Below are 26623 nucleotides of genomic sequence, written 5' to 3'. Positions count from 1 at the left end.
TTCAGGCCATGAGGCGCCGCAGGGACCGGTCGGCGCGTGCCCGGATATCGCCTGCGTCTGTCAGCGCAAGCTGGCGGCCGCGAACGATTGCCTGGCCATCGACGAATACATCTCTGGCCGATACCGGCGCGCACAGGATGAGGGCCGCGACCGGGTCCCAGGCCCCCGCAGCGGAGAGACCATCGATATCCCAGATCACGAAATCGGCCCGTCGGCCGGCTTCGAGCACGCCGCAATCTCGGCGTCCGAGCATGTCGGCGCCGCCGCGCGTGGCCAGCCGGAGCACCTGGCGGGGATCAAGCGCATCGGCGCCCATGGCAACACGCTGCAACAGCATGGCCTGGCGTGCCTCAAGCAAGAGATGCCCTGAATCGTTCGAGGCAGAGCCATCAACACCAAGCCCGACGGGCACCCCTGCCGCCAGCATATCCCGAATGGGCGCGATACCCGATCCGAGACGGCAGTTGGAACAGGGGCAATGGGCAACACCCGTTCGGGTTTTGGCGAACAGGCCGATCTCGCCGGCGTCCAGCTTTACACAATGGGCGTGCCAGACATCGTCACCGACCCAGCCCAGTTCCTCGGCATACTGGCCGGGCCGGCAGCCGAACCGCTCGAGCGAATAGGCAGTGTCCTCATCGTTCTCGGCAAGATGGGTGTGCATCATCACGCCCTTGTCGCGCGCCAGCAGGGCTGAATCCCGCATCAGCTCGCGGCTGACCGAAAATGGCGAACAGGGCGCGACGCCGACACGCACCATGGCACCGTCGGAAGGATCATGAAACGCATCGATCACGCGGATACAGTCTTCAAGGATCGCTTTTTCGTCCTCGACGAGACCATCCGGCGGCAAACCGCCCTGCCCTTCACCGATGCTCATTGAGCCGCGCGTGGCGTGAAAGCGGATACCGACGCTGCGCGCTGCCTCAATGGTGTCTTCCAGCCGAACGCCGTCCGGATAGAGATACAGATGATCGCTGCTAAGCGTGCATCCTGACAAGGCGAGTTCGGCAAGCCCCAGCTGGGCGGAGACGAACATGTCCTCGGGCCGGTAGCGCGCCCAAACCGGATAATGCGCCTTCAGCCAGTCGAAAAGCAGCGCGTTCTGGCCGGCTGGCACAGCGCGTGTCAGCGTCTGAAACAGGTGGTGATGGGTATTTACCAGGCCAGGCGTGACGACACATCCACGCGCGTCGATAATGTTTTCGGCCGCCCCAGCCCAGTGCGCCAGTTCCGCGCTTGTCCCGGTCGCGGCGATCTTTCCATCTTCAATCACCAGCGCGCCGTCCGGGATTTCTGTACCGGCATCATCCATCGTAACCAGCATGTCTGCATGCCGGATGAGGGTTGTGCTCATGCCACGTCTTCTTCCAGTTCGGGCAGGACAAGGTTCAGCAATACGGCGAGGAATGTCGCTGGTAGAAGACCCGATGTCAAAAACATGCGGACGTCCTCCGGCACGTGCTGAAGCGCCTGCGGCTCGAGTTGCAACCCGAAACCGAGCGACAGCGAGAGGGCAAAGATCAGCATGTTTCGCTGCGACCACTGAACATTCGACAGGATGGAAATGGCCGCGGATGCCACCATGCCGAACATGATGATCACGCCGCCGCCCAGAACTTCGATCGGAATGGTAATGATGAAGGCGCCGACCTTTGGCAGCAGCCCGCAGATGATCAGGAAGACGGCGCCGAGACTGACAATATGACGGCTCATGATCCCGGTCATGGCAATCAGACCGACATTCTGGCTGAAGGAGGTATTCGGTAGCCCGCCGAATACGGCAGCCAGTGATGTGCCGACCCCGTCAGCGAGCGTAGCCCCGGACAGTTCTTCATCCTTGGCCTCACGCCCGGCCCCACCTTCGGCAATCGCGCTGACATCGCCGACTGTTTCGATGGCCGAGACGATACCCATCAGGCAGAAACCGATGACCGCCGACACCGAAAACGAAAACCCAAAATGGAACGGGAACGGGACCGATACCCAGCCGGCTGCGGACACGTCCTGAAGGTCGACACGCCCCATCGCGAAGGCCACGCCATAGCCGACCAGCAGGCCAAGCAGCACCGACGCCGAAGACCACATGCCCTTCGTGAAGAATTTGAACCCGAAGGTCGCCACAATGACGATGCTCGCGAGCAACCAGCTCTGCCAGCTGCCATAGTCGTCACTGCCACGCAGCGGTACGCCACCCGCCGCATACTGAATCCCTACCTGAAGCAGCGACAGGGCGATCATCGCGACGACAAGCCCGGTCACGAGCGGCGGGAAGGCGCAACGCAGCTGCTTGACGAAGACGCTGAGACCAGCATGGAAAAGGCCGCCGAACAGGGCACCCGTGGTCAGCACGGCCATGGCCTCGACGCCCTGCCCGGCGACCAACGGAATCATGATTGGCAGGAAGGCAAAGCTCGTTCCCTGGACAATGGGCAATCTTGAACCGACTGGACCCATTCCGATAGTCTGCAGCAGCGTCGCCAGCCCGGCGAACAGCATCGACATCTGGATCATGTAAAGCAGCGCCGAGACGTCGGGCGATCCAAAACCGAATCCGGCCGCCCCGGCAACAATGATGGCCGGCGTTACATTGGAGATGAACATGGCCAGTATGTGCTGAATACTCAGCGGGATGGCGGCCGCGAAGCCGGGAAAATAGTCTGGGTCCTGACGCTGCTCCCGGGTCATCAGGATCGAGCCCGAAGGCTTTGCGGCCCGGCCGGCCGAATCGGCGCTCATCACCCGCCATCCAGGAAAATGAATTTGAGCAGGAACAGCACTGCCAGAACCATCACGCCGGGGCTGAGCTTTTTCCAGTGACCCGAACCAAGCTTGATGGCGACATAGGCAATGAAACCGAGACCAAGCCCGGTCGCGATGGAGTATGTCAGCGGCATGGAAACCGCGGTGATGACAGCCGGGACGAAACAGGTCGCATCATCCCAATCGACCTCAGCAAGTCCCCCCACCATCACACATCCGACAAAGATCAGGGCCGGGCCAGTTGCATAGGACTGTATGGCGCCGGCAAGAGGCGCGAAGAACAGCGCAATCAGGAACAGCAGGCCGACCACCACCGCCGTCAGGCCAGTGCGGCCACCCGCCTTCACGCCAGCGATACTCTCGACATAGCTCGTCGCCGACGAGGTCCCGAGCGCCGCGCCGATCATGGTCGACGTACTGTCGGCGAGAAGGGCCTTTCGGAGATTCTTCACATGGCCGTTCTCGTCAAGCAGCCCGGCCTTGTGGGCGACCGAAACCAGCGTGCCGGCCGTGTCGAACATGTCGACGAAGAGGAAGGATATCACCACCGTGATCAGGGCAACTTCCAATGCCTTTGACCAGTCAAGTTGCAGAAAGGTCGGCTCAAGGGATGGCGGCAGCGATGCAATGCCGCTCGGCTCCGCGACGCCAAGCACCATGCCGGCGATGGTGATACCAAGCATGCCGATCAGGATTCCCCCGGGGACCTGACGCGTCTCGAGGATCGCGATGGCAACGAAGCAGAAAATGGCCAGCAATGTCGGCGTGGCGGACAGATCCCCTAGCCCCACCAGCGTTGCAGGGTTGTCGACCACGATTCCGACACTGGTCAGGCCGATTATGATCAGAAAGAAGCCGATACCGGCGGCGATGGAGAGCTTCAGCTCCATCGGTATCGAATTGATGATCCATTCGCGAACCGGCAGGAGGCTGAGGATCACGAACAGTGTGCCGGACATGAACACCGCCATCAGCGCGGTTTGCCAGGCCACGCCCATTCCGATGACCACGCCGTATGTGAAGAACGCATTCAATCCCATGCCGGGTGCAATCGCGATCGGGTAGTTCGCATAAGCCCCCATGATGAAGGAACCGACTGCCGCCGCGAGGCATGTCGCCACGAATACGGCGCCCGGATCCATCCCGGCCTGAGCCAGAATATCCGGATTGACGAAGATGATGTACGACATCGACAGGAACGTCGTGATACCAGCGATAATTTCCGTTCGCACATTCGAACCGCGAGCCTGCAGCTCGAAGACCCTGTTTAGCATATTGCCCGACCTCTGCTCTGCTGCTTCAGGCGTCGAAACAGGTTCCGGCACCCCTTCCCATCATTGGAGCGGAGACTGCCGCTCAAAGAGCAGGAGGCACAACATCCCGGCACAAAATTGAGAGGACTTGGCTGTAACTGTTTGATTTTCCGGCAAACGACCCCTGCGGATTGGTGAAATCCGGGCAAATCTGGTGCAGAAGCGCTCTTCCCGTCCCCCAGTTAGCTAGCAATCGTCCGCAAAAAGGCATCACACCCACAAGGACGATTCGTTCCAGCCTTGCAGAAATCATTGCCCCAAAAGTCAGTCTGCCCGAGAAACACGATGAAGTTCTATCGCCTGCACTGCTGCCAAAATGAGCGCTCTCGAACAACACAGCAGCATTTGACGATAGATGGCGGGCGAGGCGCATCCCGCCCCTGACAAGGCACCGTGAGGCGGTCATAATGACCTTTATCGAATGAAGGCGCAGCGCATGATCAGCTTTGTAATGAACGGACGCATCAGGACGCTTGAACGCGTTGATCCTGCGCAAACGGTTCTTGAATGGCTCCGCGAGGAGGAACGCCTGACCGGCACCAAGGAGGGCTGCGCAGAGGGCGATTGCGGCGCTTGCACGGTCGCGCTGGGTGAACTGGCAGGCGATACGGTCCGCTATCGGGCGATCAATGCCTGCATCTTCTTCCTGCCCATGTTGCATGGTTGTGAGCTGGTGACGGTTGAATCCATTGGCACGTCAAAGGCAATGCACCCCGTCCAGAAGACGCTGGCCGACTGTAACGGATCGCAATGCGGCTTTTGCACGCCCGGGTTCGTGATGTCGCTCTTCGCCCGGTACCAGGAGACCGACCCCGCCCTTCCCCACTCGGTAAATTCGGTTCTTGCCGGCAATCTGTGCCGCTGCACCGGCTATGGACCGATCATCGAGGCGGCGCAGGCGCTAACGCCCGAAACGGAGACCAAGTCTCGTTTCGGAAACTCCGAGACCGTGGCGCTCCTTAAATCCATCCAAGACGCGCCGGTGGGCAAGATCAGCTTTCCAGATCCCGTCCATAAAACTGACCGCGCCGGCTTTGTGCCAACTAGCGAAACCGAGCTTGAAGAGCTTCTGGCAAAACACCCTGATGCCGTCATGGTCGGCGGCGCAACGGATGTCGGCCTCTGGGTGACCAAGGGCATGCAGAACTTGCCGGCCATGATATTCCTCGGAAACATACCGAGCCTTCGCACGATCGAGCAGACAGAGGCGGGCCTCTGCATCGGCGCGGGCGTGAAATACAGCGATGCACTCACGCATCTGACAGCGCTTCATCATGACCTCGGAAACCTGCTTACCCGACTCGGATCGGTGCAGGTGCGCAATAGCGGGACGATCGGCGGCAATATCGCAAACGGCTCCCCGATTGGCGACACGCCGCCTTTCCTGATTGCCCTTGATGCGCAGCTGACCCTGGCATCCACCCATGGGGAGCGAACCATCCCGATTGAGAGTTTTTTCATCGAGTATGGACAGCAGGACCTTCATCCGGGCGAATATGTGAAGTCGGTGACCATCCCACCCATCAGGGACGATCTGGTCTTCCGGACCTACAAGATCTCCAAACGCTTCGACCAGGACATTTCGGCAGTATGCGGCGCGTTTGCCATTGGTCTGGACGGCGGCAAGGTAAAGACTGCGCGTATTGCGTTTGGCGGCATGGCAGGCACGCCCAAACGCGCTACCGCCTGCGAAGCGGCACTTGCCGGTCAGGCATGGACCGAAGAAACCATAAACGCTGCATGCCTCGCCCTGACAGAGGATTATTCTCCGCTGACCGACATGCGTGCCTCTGCGGACTATCGCCTCAAGGTCGCGCAGAACCTTCTGCGTAAGGCTTTTATCGAAACAACGGCCAGCAACCGGACAAGGATCCTGGAGGCACAAGATACAAATGCCTGAAGACGCAGGAACCGGTTTCGAGACGAGCCGCCTCAAGGGTGGCGTTCGTAGCGCGCTGAAACATGATAGCGCCGACCTGCACGTCACCGGTGAAGCCCGCTATGTCGATGACCTTCCCGAGCCGGCTGACTGCCTGCACCTCTACATCGCCACCAGCGAGCAGGCGCACGCGCAAATCAAGGACATGGACCTGTCAGACGTCAGGCACGCGCCCGGCGTTGTCGCGGTGCTGACGGCCAAGGATATTCCGGGCACGAACGATATTGGCCCAGTCATTCCCGATGATCCGCTCTTTGTCGAAGACAAGGTGATGTATCATGGCCAGAGCCTGTTCGCCGTGGCAGCCGAAAGCCGGAAAGCTGCCAGGTATGCGGCGCAGAAAGCCCGGATCAACTATGAAGCTCTTTCACCACTTGTCACGATTGAGGACGCCAGAACGGCTGGGTCGCTAATCGAGGCTGAACAGGTGATGGTGCTCGGCGATGCCGAAGCGGCCATCAACCAAGCGCCTCATTCGCTGAGCGGGCGGCTGACTGAAGGCGGACAGGACCACTTTTACCTCGAAGGCCAGGTAGCGATGGCCATTCCCGGTGAAAATGGCGAGATCCTCGTCCACTCCTCGACGCAGAATCCCACCGAGGCCCAGCACCTGATCGCCAAGGTTCTCGGCGTTCCGGACAATCTGATAACGGTCGTTGTGCGGCGCATGGGCGGCGGATTCGGCGGCAAGGAAACCCAATCTACCCTGCTCGCCGCGGCAGCAGCCCTCTGCGCCTCGAAGACCGGCCGGGCGGTCAAGTTTCGCCTCGACAGGGACGACGACATGATCGTCACCGGCAAGAGGCATGACTTCGAGGTCGGCTGGAAAGCCGGTTTTGACGACAATGGCCGCCTGCACGGCGCGCAATTCGACCTGGCGTCCAGATGCGGTTTCTCCACTGATCTCTCGCTGGCGATCAATGACCGCGCCATGTTCCATGCTGACAATTGCTATTTCCTCGGCGCGGCCCGGATCGTATCGAACCGCATGCGGACGAACACCGTGTCCAATACGGCGTTTCGGGGTTTTGGCGGACCGCAAGGGATGATTGCTGTCGAGCATATGATGGACGCGATTGCCTTCAAGGTCGGCCGCGACCCGCTGGATGTACGCCTCGACAATCTCTACGCGGCACCGGACCGCAATCTCACACCCTACCACCAGACCGTGGAGGACTTCGTTGCGCGCGAACTGATGGAAGACCTCGCTTCGTCGTCTGACTATCGCATGCGGCGCAAGCAGATCGAGGACGCCAACAAGGATACGGGCACCATCAAACGCGGTATCGCGCTGACGCCGGTGAAGTTCGGCATCTCCTTCACCACAACCCACCTCAACCAGGCCGGCGCCCTGATCCACATTTACACCGATGGCAGCATCCAGCTGAACCATGGCGGCACCGAGATGGGCCAGGGACTGATGGTCAAGGTCGCGCAGGTCGTCGCGCATGAATTCCAGGTCGATATCGACCGCGTACGGATCATGGCAACGTCGACGGAGAAGGTCCCCAACACGTCCGCCACCGCGGCCTCGTCCGGCTCTGACCTCAATGGCATGGCCGCGAAAGACGCAGCGGAGAAAATCAAGAAGCGGCTGGTGGATTTCCTGTCAGAACGGGAAGGTGTACCGGCCGATGATATCGTCTTCTCCAACAACAGGATCATTGCGGGGCGGCATGAATTCACCTTCAACGAGGTGATCAAGCAGGCCTATCTCGCGCGAATTTCCCTTTCCGCCACAGGGTATTATCGCACGCCCAAGATCCACTATGACAGGGCGACCCATCGCGGCCGGCCATTCTATTATTTCGCCTACGGCGCCGCCGTGTCCGAGGTCGAGATCGATACGCTCACAGGCGAAAACCGGGTCGTGCGGACAGATATCCTCCACGAAGTTGGCCAGTCGCTGAACCCCGCCGTCGACATGGGGCAGATTGAAGGCGGCTTCGTCCAGGGCATGGGCTGGCTGACAACCGAAGAGCTTGTCTATGACAGCAATGGGCGCCTGCGCACGCACGCGCCGTCCACTTACAAGATCCCGACAGCGTCCGACCGGCCGGCAAGCATGAATATCAAAATCTGGGACAAGGGCCGCAATCAGGAGCGCACGATCCACCGTTCCAAGGCGGTCGGCGAGCCACCTTTCATGCTGGCCATTTCGGTCTTTTCCGCGCTGACCCACGCCGTTTCCGGAGCGACGGGGCACCGGGTCTTTCCCCAACTGGACGCGCCCGCCACCCCCGAACGGATTCTCATGGCCGTCGACGCAGCGCGAGCAGAAGCGGAGAAGCTGGCATGACCGACCGTCTCGACTGGGCAAGCGACGCGATACGATTGATCGAACAGGATGGCGCTGCGGTGCTGGTGACACAGTGCATCGTCGACGGCTCGGCCCCGCGGGAGGCGGGCACGAAAATACTGGTCAGCAAGAGCAAAATCCTCGGCACGATCGGCGGTGGAAACCTGGAACACCAGGCGACAATGCAGGCGCGTCGCATGCTTGAACGCGACGACGTTACCCATCTGCTTCAGGACTATCCGCTTGGCCCCCTGCTGCGTCAGTGCTGCGGCGGTCATGTGCGCCTGTTGCTGGAAAGGCTGGACGCGCGCGATACGGGCTGGCTGGAACACATCGCCTCAATGGCTGAGCAACCCGGCGAGCACGTGCTGGAAACACGCCTCGATGGAACCGGCCAGCGCAAGACACTGTATCGCCGCAAAGATTGGCCGCACGTACTGAAGACCGGCTTTCTCGGCCATGACGCTTCCCTGCTTCCGGACAACCGGCCGGCTCGCGATGTGTGCGCCGTGTTTTTCGAGCAGGTCAGCGCACTGCCGCCAGCCGTCATGCTGTTTGGCGCTGGGCATGTCGGCCAGGCGATTGCGCACGTCCTGTCGATCTCGCCCCTGCCGATTCGCTGGTTCGACAGCCGCCCAGACTACCTCGGAACCCGCAGCGGGATCGAGATCAGCCACCTGACCGATCCGGAAGAAGCAGTCTCCAGTGCGCCGCCCGCGGCCATCCATCTTGTGCTCACGCATGATCATGAGCTCGATTATCGGCTGACCCGCGCCATTCTCCAGCGAGGTGATTTCGCCTTTTGCGGACTGATCGGATCGGCCACCAAGCGCGCCCGCTTCATCCGGCGGCTGCGCGAAGACAGTGTCCCGCAGGCGGCTATTTCGCGGCTCACCAGCCCCATCGGGCTGCCCGAGATTTCGGGCAAGGCACCCGCGACCATTGCCGTTGCGGTTGCCGGACAGATCCTGCAAATCACCGGCGATGCGGTATCGGCCGACACGCCGCGTCAGGCTTCCAACGCTTCGGTTTTGCGCGCATAGCGTTGCGCCATCACCGCGCAGGCCATCAACTGAAGCTGGTGGTAGAGCATCAGCGGCAGCATGATCAGGCCCATATTCGGATTTCCCGCAAACAGGATCTGCGCGATCGGAGCCCCGTTGGCGAGACTTTTGGTCGAGCCGCAGAAAACCGTCGCCGACTCATCATCGAGCGGCAGCGACAGGCGTCTTGAAGCGAAGATTGTGTACGAGAAGGCAAGCCCAAGGAAGACCAGAACCAGCGAGATGGTCACCGCGAACTGCAATACCGAAAACTGCGCCCAGACGCCGCCAGCGGTCGACTCGGCAAATGAACTGAAAACGATCAGCAGGATGACCGTGCGGTCGATCTTCGAGACGAAGGATTTGTACTTCGCCAGCAGGGATTTAAGCAGCGGGCGGGCAAGCTGCCCGAGGATGAAGGGCAGGAGCAGCGTGATCGTAATGTCGATCATCGCGTCCACTACTGAAAACTGGGATTCCCCGGTGGCTGTCACAATCGACATCAGGGCTGGCGTGATCACCATGCCGAGCAACCCGGACAGCGTCGCATTGAAGACAGCGACTGGCACATTGCCGCGCGCCAGCGCCGTCATCGCCACCGAGGAGGACACGGTCGAAGGCAATGCTGCCAGGAAGAAAAATCCCAGCAGCAGGAAGTCAGGCAGGTAAGCCTTCAGTCCGAAATAGAGGACCAGCCCGACGATCGGAAACACAATGAACGTCGTCGTCTGGATGAGAAGGTGAACGCGCCAGTTTTTCAGCCCTGTCACCAGCTTCTGGCGCTCAAGATTCGCGCCATGCAGGAAGAAGACGAGCGCAATACCGAACTCCGTCACGAGGCCGAGCTTCAGCGGTCCATCCGCGGTGCCGAGCTGCGGGAAGATCAGGGCCAGGATGACGGCGAGCACCATTAGCATGACGAAGCGGTCGGGAAGTATACGCATGGCGTTCAATCGTTCGATGAGGGAAAAGAGACCGGATGGCCCCCGCGAAACTGAGCTATACATCCGGGCAGGCCGGCGAATGAAATTGTCACGTAGCGCCCCCTCTTTGCCAGCAAGCCCCTAAGGCTGGACAAGAACAAAATCTAGTGCAAAGCACTCTAATAAAAGCATCATGCGGCAGGCGTTATCCTTGGGACACGGCGCGAATGACGATTATCAAGACCGGACTTCTCTACTTCGACAAGGCCATAAAGGATGGCTCAATCCGTAAGGCGGCCGAGAATCTCAACATTGCTTCCTCGGCCGTAAACCGCCAACTCCTGCAACTCGAGGAAGAGCTCGGTGTCGAATTATTCGAGCGCTTGCCACGGGGCATCCGACCGACGGCGGCGGGCGAGGCGTTGCTCAATTATGTCCGCCAGTGGAACCGCGATGCCTCGCAGCTGCGCCACGAAATCGGCCGGCTCAAGGGCGGGGTACGTGGTACGATCCGCATTGCCGCCGCCGAAAGCATAACGGTCGACATCCTGCCCCGCGCCATGACACGCCTGCAGAGCCGCTTTCCGCTGATCGACTTCACGCTGATCTCTGGCGACAACTACTCGATTAAATCCGCATTGCTGGCCAAGGATGCCGATGTCGTATGCGCTTTCGACGTTTCGGGGGGATCGCGAACAGAGACCATTTTTTCGGGCCAGTCCAAGGTCGGCGTCATCACGCAGCCGGGCCATCCGCTTGCCAAGCTCGACGAAGTCACGCTCAGCGATTGCGTGCCCTATCCGATAATCGCACCGACTGAGGAGTGGCTGAACCACAGCATCATCCGTGAGCTGATCCAGGAAACCGATGCGCCCCTGCAGATCGCCGCGCGGGTCGAAAGGATTGGGATGCTGAAAAACCTGGTCCAGGCGGGCCTTGGCGTTGCCTTCATTTCGCGCACCGGTTTCGAAGACGAGCTGACCCAGGGCAAGCTCGCCTGGACACCTTTTGCCGATGGCGTGATCCGGCCCACCACTATCTCGCTTCTGGCGCCGAAAGGACGGGTCCTGATGCCTTATATCCGCAGCTTCATCGACCTGATGAAGGAGGAGCTTGAGGCTCACGCGGCGTCCGGGCTTTGACAACGACACGCTTTGTGGCTCAGACGGACACACCTGAACTCAAAATTCGCTCACTGAAGCGGCGAACTCGACATGGCCGCGCCTTGATGACATGCGAAAATCGCTACAGGTGCGCAGTTTGCGGTCGCTAGCGGACCAACCGCCCTGTTTCGCCGCACCCGGATTGATCCGGCTTGCGAGCGATGCCAAATATAGAGCAATCGACATAGACATCCTCGACTCGGCCTCGCTGCGCTCCAGAACAGACGATCATGACACCTTCAAAGACGTCAGAACCATCCATCGCCACGAAGGAAACCCTGTTAGGCGGCGCATCCCCGGATGAGAGCGCAGAATCGCTTGGCATTGAACTGACAGATGAAATGCGCGCCGGCGTCGATCAGAATCTGGAGCTGCTCCTGACGCAATATCACACTGTCCTGAAGGTCCTGACACGGAGATGAACCCTTTCGCGTCAGCCCAAAAGATCAGCAGCGCCGTCCGCAGTGGGGCTGTCACTGCGAGCGAAATCATCAAGGCGACACTGGACCGGATCGAGTTGCTGAACCCGAAGCTTGTCTGCTTCACGCGGGTTCTGGACGAGGCCGCCATGCAGGCAGCCACCGAAATCGACCGCCTCATCGCTGAGGGCAAGGATCCTGGACCGCTTGCCGGCGTCCCGTTCGGAGTGAAGGACTTGTTCGACGTCGAGGGGCTGACCACCACAGCTGGCTCGGCGATCCTGCAGGATGCACCGCCCGCAACCAGCGACGCCATTGTTGTCGACCGTCTCAGGAAGGCTGGCGCCATCCCGGTCGGCACGCTCAACATGGATGAGTTCGCTTACGGCTTCGCGACGGTCAACCAGCACACCGGAACCACACATAATCCGCACGACCTCGCCCGGCTGGCCGGTGGCTCGTCTGGCGGATCGGCGGCAGCCGTCGCAGCGGGTCTTGTTCCTCTGGCACTGGGCTCCGACACCAATGGGTCCGTCCGCGTCCCAGCCAGCCTATGCGGCATTTTTGGCCTGCGCCCAACTCATGGCGTGCTGCCTGTCGAAGGCACGTTCGCCTTCGTCGACCGGCTCGATACGGTCGGCCCATTTTCCCGGTCCGTTGCAGACACGCGTCTCGCCTTCGAAGTCATGAGCGGCGCTTCTACCGATCACCCGGCACCCGCTCAGATCAGGGCTGGACTGCTCAGCGGATGGTTCCAGAAGAAGGGGCAAGCGGCAGCATTCGACGCCGCCCGCACAGTGTTCGATACGCTCGATGGAACCGAAGAGGTCGATCTGCCGCTGGCGGAAGCTGGCCGGTCTGCGGCCTTCCTGCTCACCGCGTCAGAAGGCGGGCACCGCCACCTGGAGAACCTGCAGAAACGGCCGATGGATTTCGACGCAGCGACGCGCGACCGGCTGGTCGCTGGTGCGCTGCTGTCTGAGAAGGTGATCGCCGATGCGGAAACCATGGCGGATCGATCGGTCAACGAACTGATCGGCCTGCTCGACACGTTCGACGTGCTCATTGCGCCGTCGACGCCGAGCGTGGCGCCAGAAATCGCGGCAGGCCTGATCGAACTGGATGGAGAGTTCGTTTCCGCACGCGCCAATCTCGGCCTCTACACCCAGCCACTCAGCCTTGCCGGCGTGCCCATTCTGTCAGTACCCGTGAAGCGGCCCGGCCAGTTACCGATAGGCGTCCAGCTCGTCGCGGCGCGCGGCCGGGAAGCGCTTCTCTTTGACGTGGCCGAACGCCTCAGCGAGGCTGGCGTAGTCAGCGCAGACCCGCCAGCACAATTTGCCGAGGTCGCCTGATGCTGCAGACACCGCGCGCATACAGGGGCATGGTCACTAGCCCGCATCATCTGGCCAGCCAGGCCGGACTCAGCGTGTTGCAAGATGGCGGAAATTCGGTCGAGGCCTGTGTCGCCGTCGCGGCGACACTCGCGGTTGTCTACCCCCACATGACCGGGATTGGCGGAGACGGTTTCTGGCTCGTCCGCGAGCCGGATGACTCGGTCTACAGCATAAATGCTTGCGGGGCAGCGGGCGAAAACGTTTCGACAGCGCTCTATCGCGACCAGCAGCTGGAGGCCATTCCCTGGCGTGGACCACTGGCGGCGATTACACCTGCCGGGACGATTTCGGGCTGGCAAGCGGCGCTGGCAAGATCCGGTTCGACGCTACCGCTATCCAGGCTGCTGCGGGACGCGGTTCACTATGCTCGAGCAGGCGTCTCCGTCACAAAAGGCGGGGCGGAGGTCGCGGCCAGCAAGGATGCAGAGCTTCGTGAGGTTCCGGGTTATTCGGACGTGTTCCGTCCGGGCGGCGCGCCCCTGAAGGATGGTCAGCAGCTCATGCAGCCCGCTCTAGCGCGCACGCTCGAACGGCTTTGTGCCGACGGTCTCGAAAGCTTCTATGACGGCCCGCTCGCCGCCGACATCGCCGCAGACCTTTCTGAAGCTGGCAGCCCGATCACCGCGGCAGACTTGAAAAATCACAGCGCTGACCAGCCAGAACCGCTATCGCTACGGATCAAGGGAGCCGAACTCTTCAACACGGCGCCACCCACGCAGGGACTGACCTCGCTGATGATCCTGGCCCTGTTTGACCGGCTTGGAGCAGATGGCGTCGACGAATTCGACCATGTTCACGGCCTTGTCGAAGCGACCAAGCAGGCATTCATCCGCTACCGCGAAATTGGTCTCGGCGACCCGGCCTTCATGTCGCAAGATGCCCAGTCGCAGCTCGATGACAGCGAGCAGCTGGATAAGCTGGCCCAGACTATCGATCGCCAGAACGCTCTGCCCTGGCCTCACAGGACCGCGGCCGGAGACACCACATGGTTCGGCGCCGTCGATCATGAGGGGCGGGTGGTGAGCTCGATCCAGTCGATCTATTTCGAATTCGGCTCCGGTGTCGTTCTGCCAAGGACAGGTATTGTCTGGCAGAACCGGGGCGCGAGCTTCCGCCTGAAGCCCGACGGCTGGAATAGCCTGAAGCCTGGCCGCAAGCCATTCCACACGCTGAACCCGGCGCTCGCCAAATTCGATGATGGCCGCATCATGGCCTACGGCACGATGGGCGGCGAAGGACAGCCGCAGACGCAGGCGGCGATCTTCTCACGCTACGCCCGGTTCGGCGTCCCGCTGCAGCAAGCGATATCAGCGCCGCGCTGGCTGCTCGGCCGAACATGGGGCGAGCAGAGCGTGTCGCTAAAACTGGAGAACCGCTTCCCGGCGCGCCTGATCGAACAACTGAAAGAGGCCGGACATGACGTAGAAGTCCTGGGCAGCTTCGAAACGGTCATGGGCCATGCCGGCGCGGTCTGCCGTCACGCGGACGGATTGATCGAGGGCGCGACAGACCCGCGCAGCGATGGAGCGGTGGCAGCATGGTGAATGCATCCGGCACACGCGCTGTTGCACGATGCGAAGAGCTTGGCGTCGCGCCCTACAGCGTGACCGACGATTTCCTCTATCGCGGCTATCTGAGCGCGGCTCACGCGGCCGCCGTCAACCGCACCGCCGAATGGATGCGCGAGGCGGGAATGTCGGTGCGGATGGATACGGCTGGAAACCTGATCGGCCGGTATGAAGCGTCTCAGGCAGGCCGCAAGGCATTGCTGATCGGCTCACACATCGACACCGTGCGAAATGGCGGACGGTATGATGGCGTGCTCGGCGTCATGCTCGCCATCGAGTGCGTTGCGTATCTCAACGAAACAGGCCGGCGCCTGCCATTTGCCATCGAGGTCATCGCCTTTGGCGACGAGGAAGGGTCACGTTTCCCGGTCGCCATGCTGTGCTCGCGTGCGGTCATCGGGCAGGACGTCACGGGGACGCCGGATCTGGTGGACGGCGATGACATCTCGCTCGCTGAAGCGCTCGACACGTTCGAACATTCGATCACCATACCGATGCCGGAAGGGCGCTTGTCAGCATCAAGACGCCATCCCGGCGACATTCTCGGCTATCTTGAAGCACATATCGAGCAGGGTCCGGTCCTGGAGGCCGAAAACCTCTCGGTCGGTGCGGTGTCCGGGATCGCAGCGCAACTTCGCTTCGAATACACGCTGAAGGGCGAAGCCGGGCACGCGGGCACCAATGCGATGCATCTGAGGCGCGACGCGCTCGCTGGGGCGGCCGAAATCATGGTCGAGATTGAAAAGCTAGCAAGAAGTGGAGCGCCCGACGAAGTCGCCACGGTCGGCAGTATCCAGGCCCTTCCCGGCGCGGCAAACGTCGTTCCGGGCGAGGTAAAATTCATGCTGGATGTGCGCGCGGGCGACGATGAGCGCCGTAACCTGCTGAGTGACCGGATCCGAACTGTCGCGAGGGATATTTGCGAGCAGAGGCGGCTATCGCTCTCGATCAGAAAGCTGCAGGATCTCGCCGCGTCGCCCAGCGACCCCGGTTTCGTCCAGATGATGGAAGATGCCCTTGAAGCGACGGGTCACCCCCGGAAGACCCTGGTCAGCGGGGCTGGCCATGACGCGATGATCCTGTCGGAGCTTTGCCCTTCAGTGATGCTTTTCATCCGGTGCGCAGGCGGCGTCAGCCACAACCCGGCGGAGAAGGTCGACCCAGCCGATGCCGATGAAGCGCTAGAGGTAATGTTGAAATTTCTAGATTTGATGGAGGCCCGAGCGGATGCCCAGTTCGTTCAGACAGATTGATCCACCGCAAAGGCTGCTGATGGGCCCTGGCCCGGTTAACGCCCATCCGAGGGTGCTCCGCGCCATGTCGGCTGACCTGCTCGGCCAGTTCGACCCGGAGTTCACCGCCTACATGAATGAGGTGATGGGCCTCTACCGCCCGATCTTCGGGACTGAGAACAAATGGACCTTCCTCATCGATGGCACCGCGCGTTCGGCGATCGAGGCATCGCTCATTTCGCTCGCCAGTCCGGGCGACCGGGTTCTGGTGGTGAATTTCGGTCGCTTCGGCCTGCTTCTTACGGAAATTCTCGCCCGGATTGGTGCTGAGGTGCGCACCGTCGATGCCGAATGGGGCAAGACGGTTCCCATGGACGAGATCGCCGCAGCGATTGCCGATTTCGAACCCAAGGTCGTAGCCACCGTCCATGGCGACACGTCGACGACCATGGCCCAGCCGCTTGAGGGGCTGGGAGAGCTTTGCCGGCAGGCAGGCGCCTACTCTTATGTGGATGCGACGGCCACGGTTGGCGGCATGGAAATCGCGGCCGACCGATGGGGTGTCGACATCGTCACAGGCGGCCTTCAGAAATGCCTTGGCGGACCATCCGGTTCAGCGCCAATCACGATATCTGACCGCGCGGCCGAGCACATCTTCGCCCGCCGCCACACAGAGCTCGGCATCAAGCGCGATGATCTCGAACAGGGCAGCGGCCAGCGCATCGGATCCAACTATTTCGATCTTGCCATGGTCATGGACTACTGGTCGGAGAAACGCCTCAACCATCATACCGAAGCGACCAGCATGCTGTATGCGGCGCGAGAATGCGCCTGCGTCAGCCTTGAAGAAGGGCTCGCTGAGCGCTTTGAGCGCCACCGTCTCGCAGGCAAGGCCATGACGGCAGGTCTGAGAGCGATGGGACTGACTGTCTTTGGGGACGACGCCCACCGCATGACCAATGTTACCGGCGTCTACATCCCTGAAACTGTCGAAGGTGAGCGCGTCCGCCAGCGTATGCGCGATGATTTCGAGATCGAGATCGGAACGAGCTTCGGCCCGCTCCAAGGCAAGATCTGGCGGATCGGCGCGATGGGCTACAACGCAGCCAAGAACAAGGTGCTGATTACGCTTGGCGCGCTGGAAGCGGTGCTGCGGACGGAGGGGCACAGCGTACCGTCGGGCGCAGCCGTTGATGCCGCACTGGAGGCCTACACCTCATGACGCGGGACCTGGTCGGATATGGTGCAAGCCCGCCGCCCGCCAATTGGCCGGGCGGCGCGAGGACCGCGGTACAGTTCGTCGTGAACTATGAGGAAGGCGCGGAGAATTGCGTTCTCAATGGTGATGCAGGATCCGAGGCCTTCCTGTCGGAAATGGTCGGCGCGCAGCCCCATCAGGGCACACGGTCCATGGCCATGGAAAGCCTGTATGAATACGGCGCCAGGGCCGGCTTCTGGCGGCTCCACAGGCTGTTCACTTCACGCGGCGTGCCGGTCACGGTGTTCGGGGTCGCGAAGGCGATGGAGATGAACCCGGCGGCCGTCGAAGCGATGCTCAAGGCGGACTGGGAAGTCGCGAGCCACGGTCTTAAGTGGATCGATTACCAGTACGTCCCCGAAGACACCGAACGCGCCCATATCGCGGAGGCGATAGAGATCCATACGCGTCTCACTGGGGAGCGTCCCCTCGGATGGTATCAGGGGCGAACCAGCCCAAACACGGCCCGCCTCATCGTCGAGGAAGGCGGCTTTGTCTATGACGCCGATAGCTATGCCGATGACCTGCCCTATTACGATACCCGACATGGCAAGCCGCAACTGATCGTTCCGTACACGCTGGATGTGAACGACATGAAGATCGTCGCCTATAACGGCTTTGCCGAAGGCGAACAGTTCTTCCGCTACCTGCGCGATACGTTCGACATGCTCCACGCGGAAGGCGGACGCATGATGTCCGTCGGCCTGCACGGACGCATTGCCGGGCGGCCGGGACGCACGCTCGCTGTCTCGAAGTTCCTCGACCATCTCCTGGCACAAGACGATGTCTGGGTTGCCCGCAGGATCGATATCGCCCGGCACTGGCTGGAGGCACATCCGGCATGAAGATCAACGCCCCCGGTACCGTCGCAGACGTACGGGCCGCTTTCGACCGCTATGAGGCGGCGCTGATGGCGGACGATGTCACCGCCATGGATGATCTCTTCCGGCAGGCCCCGGAAACGGTGCGTTATGGCGTCGGGGAAGTGCTTTACGGCTATGATGAGATTGCCGCCTTCAGGCGCGCGCGCGGCGGCTCGCCTCAGCGCACGCTCGGCCGGGTCGAAATAACGACCTATGGTGACAGCTTCGCCACGACCAATGCCGAATTCTTCCGCGAAGGCACTGACAAACGCGGCCGGCAAAGCCAGGCCTGGGTGAAGTTCGAGGATGGCTGGAAAGTCGTTTCGGCCCACGTCTCCATCGAGGGAGCCGGCTCATGACAATTGAAGACGTAAACGCCATGGACCGGGCAGCGTTCATCGAGACGTTCGGTGAGCTCTATGAACACAGCCCATGGATCGTCGAGGAAACGGCAGGGCTTGGTCCTTTCCGGGATCGCGAACACCTGCAGACTGTCATGACGGATGTCGTCTCAAATGCCGGCGAGGCGCGGCAGCTTGCCCTGCTTCGTGCTCACCCTGAGCTGGCGGGAAAGGCAGCGATGGACAAGACGCTCACGGATGCGTCCACCGCAGAACAGGCCTCGGCCGGGCTCGACCGGATGACGCCCGAGGAGTACGAGACGTTTCATGCGCTCAACGCGGCCTATCGTGAGCGTTTCGACTTCCCTTTCATTATCTGCGTCCGGCTGACCGACAAGCCGGGCATCCTGAAAGCGATGCGCGAGCGGCTGGAAAATGATCGCGCAACTGAATTCCGAACGGCGCTGGGTGAGGTGTCGAAGATCGTGGGCATCCGACTTGAGGAGATAATGTCATGACCGCACTGGACGCACACAATGAGAGGGTCAGGTATGATCTTGAGGCGCTCGGCCTGAATGAGCCGACCTGGGTCGAACCAACGGAGGGGGTCTATGACGTCGTCATCATCGGCGGCGGCCAAAGCGGTATGGGCGCGGCTTTTGCGCTTCGCAAGGAGCGGGTGACCAACGTCCTGATCATCGACGAGAACCCGGAAGGGCTGGAGGGCCCATGGGTAACTTATGCCCGGATGATCACACTTCGCACGCCAAAGGAGCTCCTCTCCATCGATTGCGGCGTGCCGTCGCTCACCTTCCGGGAATGGTGGGTCGCCCAGCATGGCGAACAAAGCTGGGAGGCGATCGAGAAAATCCCGCGCGAGGACTGGATGGAATACCTGCGATGGTATCGCAGCATCCTTGCGCTGCCCGTCCGCAATAGAACGAAAGTTGAGCGGATCGTCCCTTCCGGCGACGGTATCCATACGATTGACCTGTCCACGCCAGATGGCCAGCAGGCCATCAAGGCGCGAAAGGTCATCCTGGCAACAGGCATCCAGGGCGGCGGTGAATGGCACACGCCGGACTTTATCGAAAAAGCCCTGCCCAAGTCGCGCTATGCCCACACCTCCGAAGACATCGACTATGAAGCGCTAAAGGGTAAGCGAGTCGGGATCCTCGGCGGCGGCGCATCTGCCTTCGATAATGCCCAGTACGCGCTTCACCTGGGCGTCGCCAAGGTTGACGTGTTCATGCGCCGCAAGGAAATGCCCCGGACCAACCCCATCCGGTTCATGGAGAAGACGGGCGTTGTGCCGCGCTTCTCAGCCCTCGACGATGCGACGAAGTACCAGGTCATCTCCCATTTCGTGAGACTCAACCAGCCGCCCACAAACGACACATACCAACGCGCGGCCGCCTGGCCCGGCTTCGAGCTGCACCTCGGTTCACCGTGGCTGTCGGTGAAGGATACGGAAGATGGCGTTGTCGTCGAGACGCCGAAGGGCCGTTTCACCTATGACTTCGTTGTGCTGTCGACCGGCATGCTGAGCGATATCGCCCTGCGTCCCGAACTGGACGAAGTTGCCGATCACATCGCGCTCTGGTCGGACAGGTACACGCCACCTGAAGATCAGCAAATGCCGCTTCTGGATATTCACCCCTACCTCGGCGACAGCTTCGAATACCTGCCGCGCACCGACGAGGGCGCATCCCTGATTCACGGGCTCTTCGCCTTCAACTACTCCGCCCTGATGACCCATGGCCTTTCGGCATCGGCGCTGACCGGCCTGCCCTATGCCCTGCCGAGGCTGGCCAAGGGCGTTGCCGACCAGCTGTTCCTGGACGATCAGGCTCGCTGGCTAAAAGCCTATCTGAATTACGATGAGCCGGAGTTCGTCAGCGAAGTGCCAGCTGAAAGCAAGGTGGACGCGTAATGGGACTATCGACACACATACTGGACCTGGTGACCGGAATGCCCGCGAAGGGGGTGAAGGTCTCGCTGTCCATCGATGGCGAGCCCGCCGGCGAAAGCGTTACCAATGATGACGGACGCTGTACCGATCTGCTGGGCGCCAGGCCGCTCAAGGCCGGTGTCTACCGCCTCGTCTTTCATGCCGGCGACTATCTGGGCAGATCGGATGAGCCCCCCTTCTTCGATGTGATCCCCATCGATTTCACTGTAACCGATACAGAGCGTCATTATCACGTGCCGCTTCTGCTCTCACCCTTTGGGTACTCCACCTATCGCGGTAGCTGACAAGGCAGAGGAAACGCCCCGGGTTTGCCGGGGCGGCTGCCTTTCTAGTCCGCGCAGATGATATTGCCATTTCCATCAACGTCGATGGTCTCGCAATCGCTGAAGTCTCCAGCGTCATCGTCAACTGGGTCGTCATCGACAGGCGGTGACGAAACTGATCCGGCGACCGGGACTAGCTGGTAACGCGCCGGGCCAAGCGTCCCTCTCACGGCAACATCCAGCGCACCATTCTCCATCACGCTCATCGTTGCCGGGCCCATGAGCGGCAGGTCCTGACCGGTATACTGGCCGGACCCGGTCTTCTGGATATCGCGAATGACGACCATGCCGGGCCGGACTTTCAGCGTGAACCCGTGAAGCCACGGATCGACGGCATAGGCGCGACCACCTTCGAACCGGATGCGTTTGCCAATGGTCGAGATCGTATAGTCGCCATCGATTGCCATTGGCTCACCCGCCGCTACGGCCTCGCGGGCCGGCAGGAAAGCGTCCATTTGCGGAATACCCGCGGCGGTCGCGAAAGCGCTGCCCATGTCGCCCGCCGCTGCCGCGCACCCTCCAGCGCTCACCAACCCGAGCAGGGATGCACCGCCGAGGCCCACCTTCAGCATCTGAATCGTCTGGTTCATTGTCTTTTCCCTTCCTTGACGGATCATTGATGATGACCGTCTGGGTACGGAACGGACCGGTGGTGCGGTATGGGTACGATTACCCATTCTGGCTGCGCTGGGAGCCTGCTAGACGATTTGGGCACCGAGACGATTGGAACAGTCACGATGGCGAAGCCCGCCCGACAACATGCGCGACGATCCTGGGCGGCCATCCTGTTGCTGTTGCCGTTCATTGGAGGGTGCGTGACGCAGGCCAGTCTCGACGCCCCAGCCTACTCGCCCTGGGGCATCGCCTTCTACAGCATGTTTGTTGCGACAATCATCGCCTTTGTGGTGATCAACCTGGCGCTCAACAATCTCATCGGCCTTTTCTATTCCGGCCTCTTCGCCGGTTTCCTGGCAACGCTCTGGGCGCTGGAAGGTGGGCTGACGGCCTTCGGCTTCAGCGGCGCCGTCGACACCTCGGCTTCCTATTCGCTTGCGATCGTGTCCATCGCTTTCGGATTCTACACCGCGGAACGTTCGATCGATCCCAGACAGGAAATGAAACGGGCGCGCACGGCGATGACGCTGCTGGCGGGCCTGTCGCTCCTCGTCCTGCTTCCCGTCTGGATGGTGCCGGGCCAATGGCTGAGTTACATCACGCTCGGTCTGGCCCTGCTGATGGCCGCAGCCCACTTCGTCGCGACCCGAACCTGGGCGATGCATGACGACAGCCCCCAACAGGTTCCGAGGGTCGCTGTTATCCTTTTCGGGGTCGCGATGGTCGTTATGGTGGTGCTGGCCGTCTCGCGCGGTGCAGGCGATGCCGCCATTGCGTCGTTGGTCCAGCGGCTTCTCTATGCGGTCGTCACTGCTTCTGCCATGACGGCCGTCCTTATGGCGCTGATCGATGTACGGAAGGCACGGGATGCCGCCATGCAGGAAAGTCTTAGAGCGGCGAGACGCGACGCCGAGACCAATGCCAGCCTGCTTGAGATGGAACGCAACTATGCCCGTGCGCGCGATATCGCCGCCCGGCATTCGCGCGCCCTGTCCGAGGCCTCGCACGACATCCGCCAGCCAATCGCCTCCATGCGCGCCGAACTTGACGCTCTGCGCAAGCAAGCCCCACGCGATGTGCTTACCCGGCTGGGCCAGGTTCTCGATCATATGGACAGCCTCACCGGTGAACTGTCGCGCTCAGCCTCGCGCCCCGGCGAGACCGGTCTGCACGGCGAGATGGAGCAGGAAGTCCTGCCCATATCGCTCCTCTTCGATACACTCGACCGCATGTTTTCAGCCGAAGCCGCCGCGGCCGGGATCAAGCTTCGGTTTGTCCCCAGCAGTGTGTCTGTCGTCGCTCCTCCCTTGGCCCTGATCCGGCTCACCGGCAATCTGATTTCGAACGCCATCACCCATGCTGAACCCTCCGCCGTACTTGTCGGGCTCAGGCGACGCGGGCGGCGCGTCCGGCTCGACATCATCGACAATGGAGGCGGTTTCGAGGATGGAGACGCCGAGCGGGCCTTCCAGTCCGGTGTGAAGCGTGAGGCGTCACCCGGCGCGGGCCTGGGTCTGTCAATCGTCAAGGACTTGTCCGGCACCTATGATATTCCCGTCGATGTGTGGTCAGAGCCCGGCGCTGGCACCTGTTTTTCAATCTGGTTGAGACCCGCCTGAGAAAAACCCGCTCGCGAGGCAATTCGCATTTTCTGAAAACCCCTCTAGACCATTGGGTCGAGGGGAACGCGAATGGCACTGCCGAGCCGGGACAAGTATACAGTCATCATCGCGGACGATCATGAAATCGTCCGCAGTGGCCTGCGTGCGGCGCTTCAGACAACCGGGCTGGTGGAAGAAAACGGCCTCGATATTGTCGCTGAAACGAAGAATGGCTTCGAGACGCTTGCCGCCGTCAAACAACACCGGCCCGATCTGCTCATGCTGGACCTGACCATGCCGCAGTCCGGCGGGGCGGAGGTGCTGACCGATGTGCGCCGGTGGAGCCCGGATACCAAAATTGTTGTCTATTCCTCAGTAGAGACGCCGGGCATTCTCAGCGTGCTGATCGACAGCGGCGTCGATGGCATGTTCGCCAAGGGTGGCGCAACACAGATCCTCTACGACAAGCTGCCGCTCATCCTGCGCGGGGGCCGTTACATCGCTCCTGAATGCCTTGCCCTCATCGAAGGCCAGCCGGGCGTTGTCTCGCTCACCGCAAGGGAGCAGCAGGCCCTGCATATGATACTCTCCGGGCGCACGACGAAGGAAATCGCCGAGCTGCAGGGCATCAGCCCCCGAACAGCCGAGAAACACCGCGCGAGCCTGATGAGCAAGCTGCAAGTCAAATCCGTGGCCGAGCTGATGGCCAAGGCACTGAAGGAAGGCCTGATCGACCGCTAGAGTTCGACAGACAATGCGATTGGGTAGAGCTACCCATACAGCTGATCCTCCCGGTCTGAAATCATGGGCACCGTGGTGGTCTCCTACAGGAGCTGCCCTTTGACCAACCATCGACCCGGGAGGGGACAATGAGCATCCTGCAGACGAAGATCATCTTCCTGCTGAAATTCGCGGCGCTGGCCATCATTGCCAGTGTCATCTTCAGCGGAACCGCCGCAGCGGCCTGCGGCGGCAAGAACCAGGATGCCTGCGCCGGCTGGAAGCCGGGGCCGACCTGCAATGACGGGCTGACGCGCTATCAGGGCAAATGCCGCGACTGGGGACAGCCCAACAGGAAACCCTGGCCCGACAAGCGGATCGGCTTCCAGTGCTCGAAGAATTACGCCCCGCAGGGCAATCGCTGCAAGCCATGCGGCAAGGGCGACGGCCAGCCGGCCTGCGAATTCGGACGCATCCCGTCCGGCTGCGGCAATGGCTACATCAACGATAACGGCACCTGTCGGGCCTGCGGGCGCGATGGACAGAAGGCCTGCCCGAAAATCGAGTTCGGCTATCCCTGCTTCAGCAATACCTCGGCGCCAGACGAGAACGGCATCTGCCGGCCTTGCGGCAAGGAAGGCCAGAAGGCCTGCCGCGCCATGAAGGAAGGCCGTCAATGCGAACTCTGGACCACGAATACAAACGGCTATTGCCGCCCCTGCGGCGGTGAGGGCCAGCAGGCCTGCCGCATCACCGACAGGGGCGATACCTGCAAGGAGGGCCTGAAGCGGACCCTGTCTGGCCAGTGCGTCCTGTCTGTCGAGGAAGCAACGCGCCGCGCCGCGCTCGCCAAGTTCGACGAGCTGGGCACTGACCTCATCATGAGCGTGGTCAACCTGAACAGCGACATCGGCGAGAATGAAAGCCTGCAGGCCGACATCGCCGATGAGGACGGCTCGGCCTCCGGTGTCCCGGACAACCAGGCCTGCGCGGGCGACGAGCATCGCTCCTGGACGATCGGCCTGGCCGCGGGCGCACAGGTCGGCGTTGGCGTCGATGGCGAGGCGGGCATGGCCTTCCGCTGCTCCGAGCATGGTCCGGGCAAGGACTCCAAATGGTATTCCAGCGGCGCCCTGTCCTTCGGGCCGAGCATCGGCGTCGATGGCGGCGTGACGATCGGCATGTGGATGGCGGATTTCAACAACCTTCGCGGCCGTTCGCACGGCTATGTCTTCGACCTGTTCGACCTTGCCAGCAAGATACCGGCCCTGAAGGAGGCGCTCGGCAAGGTGAAGATCAAGGTGAAGGGCGTGCCGGTCCAGCCATCCATCGCGATCGGCTTCTGGTTCGAGAAGAAGGATGACAACCAGAACGGCCTCGATGAGTGGCTCGGCCCCTATCAGGGCTTCACGATCACGGTGGGCGGCTCTGTCTCCGAAGGTATCGGCGCAAAATATGTGAGCGCCAAGACCAACCAGATCTGCGACTATGACATGGACTGCGCCCTGTTCGAATGGCGCCAGGTCGACGATGAAGGCGCCAACAAGGACGAATATGTCTCGGGTGGCCTTCGCATCCTGGTGAAGGAACGCGACGAGGACGGCATCAGGGTGGACATTCGCGAGAATGGCTCATGGCGCCGCAACTTGTATTTCGACCGCGATACATGGAGCGACTGGCGCGACTACAAGCTGCTGGGCGACGATGACGATGTACTCGAGCGGATCTGCTTCCGCCGGAATTTCGACGAGATCAGATACATGGACAGGGACCGCAATTGCGACCGCGGCATCCGGCTGAAGAATTACGGCCCCCTGCCCGCGCAAACCGCCTCAGGCGGCGGCTCGGCCACGCGCTCTGTAGCGGAGACGGCGAAGAGCCAGGCTGTGACCAGCGCCGGCGCTTCCATCGATGGCGAATGGATCATGGAGGCGGGCGGCGCCGAGGTCCGCATGGCGCTGCGCCTGCAGGACGGCTTCCTGGTGACGACAGCCCTGCCGGGCGGGACGCCGCTGGTCTACCGCCCGAAAGGCAATGGCCGGTTCGAGGCCGATGAAGGCAGCCGGATCGAGATCCTCGCCCCCGGTATCGCCGCCTGGCGCAGCCGCGACCTGTCGACGACCTACCGGATGCGCAAGGCCGGTTAGTCCCAGCACCGCAGCCCGCAAACCCGAGCGGGCTGCGGCGGCTTGTCTGTCTTGATCCCGTATCGGCGCTAGCGCGCCTCACATGGATCGGGCTCAGGGAGACTTTGGTTTGATCCCCGCTTCGCGATGGATCGCGCTCAGGGCTGTCTTTGGTTTTGATCCCCGCTTCGCGATGGATCGGGCTCAGGGCTGCTTGTTTCGATCCCCGCTCCACTTCGTTCCGCGATGGATCGGGCTCAGGGCTGTTTGAAACATCAGTCCGCATGGTGAGCGAAGTCGGACCACGCGGACGGGAGGTCAGCTCGAATCCAGAAAGGCCGGTCCAGCGACGGTACAATTCGGGTCCGATTCCGGTACGAGAACAGTCCAATTCCGGTATGATTCCAGTCTGGCGTCCAAAGCTGCCAGAAACCCGCCCGGCGCAAGCCGCACCCACGGCGCACGCGGTGCGAAATTGGTCCAGTCATCGGGGTCCGGCCGGTCGCCGGCCACTTGCAGCGTGATCACCAGCCGCCCGTTTGGCAGCACGGCAACACCCAGCATGCCGACCGGGTTCGCCGCCCGGTAAGCGCGATAGTACCGCTCGAACCGCCAGACTTCGAGGAAGAAAACTGGCCAATAATAGAGCGGCAGCAGGGCCAGCGTTTCAAGAATCCAGGCGCGGGTCAGCATGGCCCGAATTGGAGCATGGGTTTTGTGGGGGTGGGAAACTTTTCTGAGCTTC

At 61.6% G+C, this 26623-nt stretch carries 21 protein-coding genes and 1 pseudogene; 16 read left to right on the top strand and 6 right to left on the bottom strand.

Going from position 1 to position 26623, the window contains the following annotated elements:
• Position 1: 1 nt before the first annotated feature.
• From D1223_RS03960 to D1223_RS03950, 3 genes are read right to left on the bottom strand one after another with little or no spacing between them, the layout of a single operon-like run.
• Positions 2-1357: an 8-oxoguanine deaminase gene (locus D1223_RS03960; RefSeq protein ID WP_119375088.1), complete on the bottom strand. Its 1356-nt coding sequence runs from the start codon at positions 1355-1357 to the stop codon at positions 2-4.
• On the bottom strand, positions 1354-2739 hold the full coding sequence (locus D1223_RS03955; RefSeq protein ID WP_119375087.1) for a uracil-xanthine permease family protein: 1386 nt from the start codon (positions 2737-2739) through the stop codon (positions 1354-1356). The genes D1223_RS03960 and D1223_RS03955 overlap by 4 nt, the downstream gene beginning before the upstream one ends.
• On the bottom strand, positions 2739-4037 hold the full coding sequence (locus tag D1223_RS03950) for an NCS2 family permease (RefSeq protein WP_119375086.1): 1299 nt from the start codon (positions 4035-4037) through the stop codon (positions 2739-2741). The genes D1223_RS03955 and D1223_RS03950 overlap by 1 nt, the downstream gene beginning before the upstream one ends.
• 475 nt (positions 4038-4512) lie before the next feature.
• Here D1223_RS03950 and xdhA point away from each other — a divergent pair, with 475 nt between their 5' ends.
• The 3 genes from xdhA to xdhC are packed head-to-tail and all read left to right on the top strand — an operon-like array spanning position 4513 to position 9357.
• Positions 4513-5976 (top strand): xanthine dehydrogenase small subunit, encoded by a 1464-nt coding sequence (xdhA, locus tag D1223_RS03945; RefSeq protein ID WP_119375270.1) that lies wholly within the window; start codon positions 4513-4515, stop codon positions 5974-5976.
• Positions 5969-8314, top strand: coding sequence for a xanthine dehydrogenase molybdopterin binding subunit (gene xdhB, locus D1223_RS03940; protein ID WP_119375085.1), 2346 nt, complete (start codon positions 5969-5971; stop codon positions 8312-8314). The genes xdhA and xdhB overlap by 8 nt, the downstream gene beginning before the upstream one ends.
• Positions 8311-9357 (top strand): xanthine dehydrogenase accessory protein XdhC, encoded by a 1047-nt coding sequence (xdhC, locus tag D1223_RS03935; protein ID WP_119375084.1) that lies wholly within the window; start codon positions 8311-8313, stop codon positions 9355-9357. Before xdhB ends, xdhC begins: the two co-directional genes overlap by 4 nt.
• Here the strand turns inward: xdhC and D1223_RS03930 are convergent.
• The gene (locus D1223_RS03930) at positions 9324-10301 is read right to left on the bottom strand and encodes a bile acid:sodium symporter family protein (protein WP_119375083.1); all 978 of its coding nucleotides are present in this window, start codon (positions 10299-10301) and stop codon (positions 9324-9326) included. The two genes, xdhC and D1223_RS03930, sit on opposite strands and share 34 nt — an antisense overlap.
• A 206-nt stretch (positions 10302-10507) precedes the next feature.
• On the opposite strand from D1223_RS03930, the gene D1223_RS03925 reads away from it, so the two are divergent.
• The 10 genes and pseudogenes from D1223_RS03925 (at position 10508) to uraH (ending at position 20777) form a co-directional block, all read left to right on the top strand.
• Positions 10508-11422 (top strand): LysR family transcriptional regulator, encoded by a 915-nt coding sequence (locus tag D1223_RS03925; RefSeq protein ID WP_119375082.1) that lies wholly within the window; start codon positions 10508-10510, stop codon positions 11420-11422.
• A 344-nt stretch (positions 11423-11766) separates the two neighbouring features.
• A pseudogene (locus D1223_RS03920) lies at positions 11767-13217 on the top strand (AtzE family amidohydrolase).
• Positions 13217-14803 carry a gamma-glutamyltransferase family protein gene (locus tag D1223_RS03915; protein WP_119375081.1) on the top strand — a complete coding sequence of 529 codons (1587 nt, stop codon included), beginning with the start codon at positions 13217-13219 and terminating at the stop codon, positions 14801-14803. Before D1223_RS03920 ends, D1223_RS03915 begins: the two are co-directional and overlap by 1 nt.
• Entirely contained in the window at positions 14797-16080 is a 1284-nt protein-coding gene (locus D1223_RS03910; RefSeq protein WP_119375080.1) for an allantoate amidohydrolase, read from the top strand. Before D1223_RS03915 ends, D1223_RS03910 begins: the two co-directional genes overlap by 7 nt.
• On the top strand, positions 16055-17281 hold the full coding sequence (locus D1223_RS03905; protein ID WP_119375079.1) for a pyridoxal-phosphate-dependent aminotransferase family protein: 1227 nt from the start codon (positions 16055-16057) through the stop codon (positions 17279-17281). The genes D1223_RS03910 and D1223_RS03905 overlap by 26 nt, the downstream gene beginning before the upstream one ends.
• Positions 17278-18162 carry an allantoinase PuuE gene (gene puuE / locus D1223_RS03900; RefSeq protein WP_119375078.1) on the top strand — a complete coding sequence of 295 codons (885 nt, stop codon included), beginning with the start codon at positions 17278-17280 and terminating at the stop codon, positions 18160-18162. Before D1223_RS03905 ends, puuE begins: the two co-directional genes overlap by 4 nt.
• A complete protein-coding gene (gene hpxZ / locus D1223_RS03895; protein WP_119375077.1) occupies positions 18159-18539 on the top strand; it encodes an oxalurate catabolism protein HpxZ in 381 nt (126 codons plus the stop codon). Before puuE ends, hpxZ begins: the two co-directional genes overlap by 4 nt.
• Positions 18536-19039 carry a 2-oxo-4-hydroxy-4-carboxy-5-ureidoimidazoline decarboxylase gene (uraD, locus tag D1223_RS03890; protein ID WP_119375076.1) on the top strand — a complete coding sequence of 168 codons (504 nt, stop codon included), beginning with the start codon at positions 18536-18538 and terminating at the stop codon, positions 19037-19039. Before hpxZ ends, uraD begins: the two co-directional genes overlap by 4 nt.
• Positions 19036-20454: an NAD(P)-binding domain-containing protein gene (locus D1223_RS03885; protein ID WP_119375075.1), complete on the top strand. Its 1419-nt coding sequence runs from the start codon at positions 19036-19038 to the stop codon at positions 20452-20454. The genes uraD and D1223_RS03885 overlap by 4 nt, the downstream gene beginning before the upstream one ends.
• Complete coding sequence (uraH, locus tag D1223_RS03880; protein WP_119375074.1) at positions 20454-20777, top strand: hydroxyisourate hydrolase; 324 nt, start codon at positions 20454-20456, stop codon at positions 20775-20777. Before D1223_RS03885 ends, uraH begins: the two co-directional genes overlap by 1 nt.
• Before the next feature lie 44 nt (positions 20778-20821).
• Here uraH and D1223_RS03875 read toward each other — a convergent pair whose 3' ends face one another.
• Positions 20822-21406: a hypothetical protein gene (locus D1223_RS03875; protein WP_119375073.1), complete on the bottom strand. Its 585-nt coding sequence runs from the start codon at positions 21404-21406 to the stop codon at positions 20822-20824.
• A gap of 147 nt (positions 21407-21553) precedes the next feature.
• Between D1223_RS03875 and D1223_RS03870 the strand changes: the two genes are divergently transcribed.
• The 3 genes from D1223_RS03870 (at position 21554) to D1223_RS03860 (ending at position 25899) form a co-directional block, all read left to right on the top strand.
• The gene (locus D1223_RS03870; protein WP_158588392.1) at positions 21554-23050 is read left to right on the top strand and encodes a sensor histidine kinase; all 1497 of its coding nucleotides are present in this window, start codon (positions 21554-21556) and stop codon (positions 23048-23050) included.
• Positions 23051-23122: 72 nt separating this feature from the next.
• A complete protein-coding gene (locus D1223_RS03865; RefSeq protein ID WP_119375071.1) occupies positions 23123-23773 on the top strand; it encodes a response regulator in 651 nt (216 codons plus the stop codon).
• Positions 23774-23901: 128 nt separating this feature from the next.
• Positions 23902-25899, top strand: coding sequence for a hypothetical protein (locus tag D1223_RS03860; protein ID WP_119375070.1), 1998 nt, complete (start codon positions 23902-23904; stop codon positions 25897-25899).
• A gap of 297 nt (positions 25900-26196) precedes the next feature.
• On the opposite strand, the gene D1223_RS03855 is transcribed toward D1223_RS03860, so the two are convergent.
• The gene (locus D1223_RS03855) at positions 26197-26571 is read right to left on the bottom strand and encodes a hypothetical protein (protein WP_119375069.1); all 375 of its coding nucleotides are present in this window, start codon (positions 26569-26571) and stop codon (positions 26197-26199) included.
• Between the last annotated feature and the right edge of the window lie 52 nt (positions 26572-26623).

Source organism: Henriciella mobilis, assembly GCF_003576285.1.
GTDB lineage: Bacteria > Pseudomonadota > Alphaproteobacteria > Caulobacterales > Hyphomonadaceae > Henriciella > Henriciella mobilis.
Note: the sequence above shows the minus strand (reverse complement) of the source record. Positions and strands in the feature narration are given on the sequence as shown.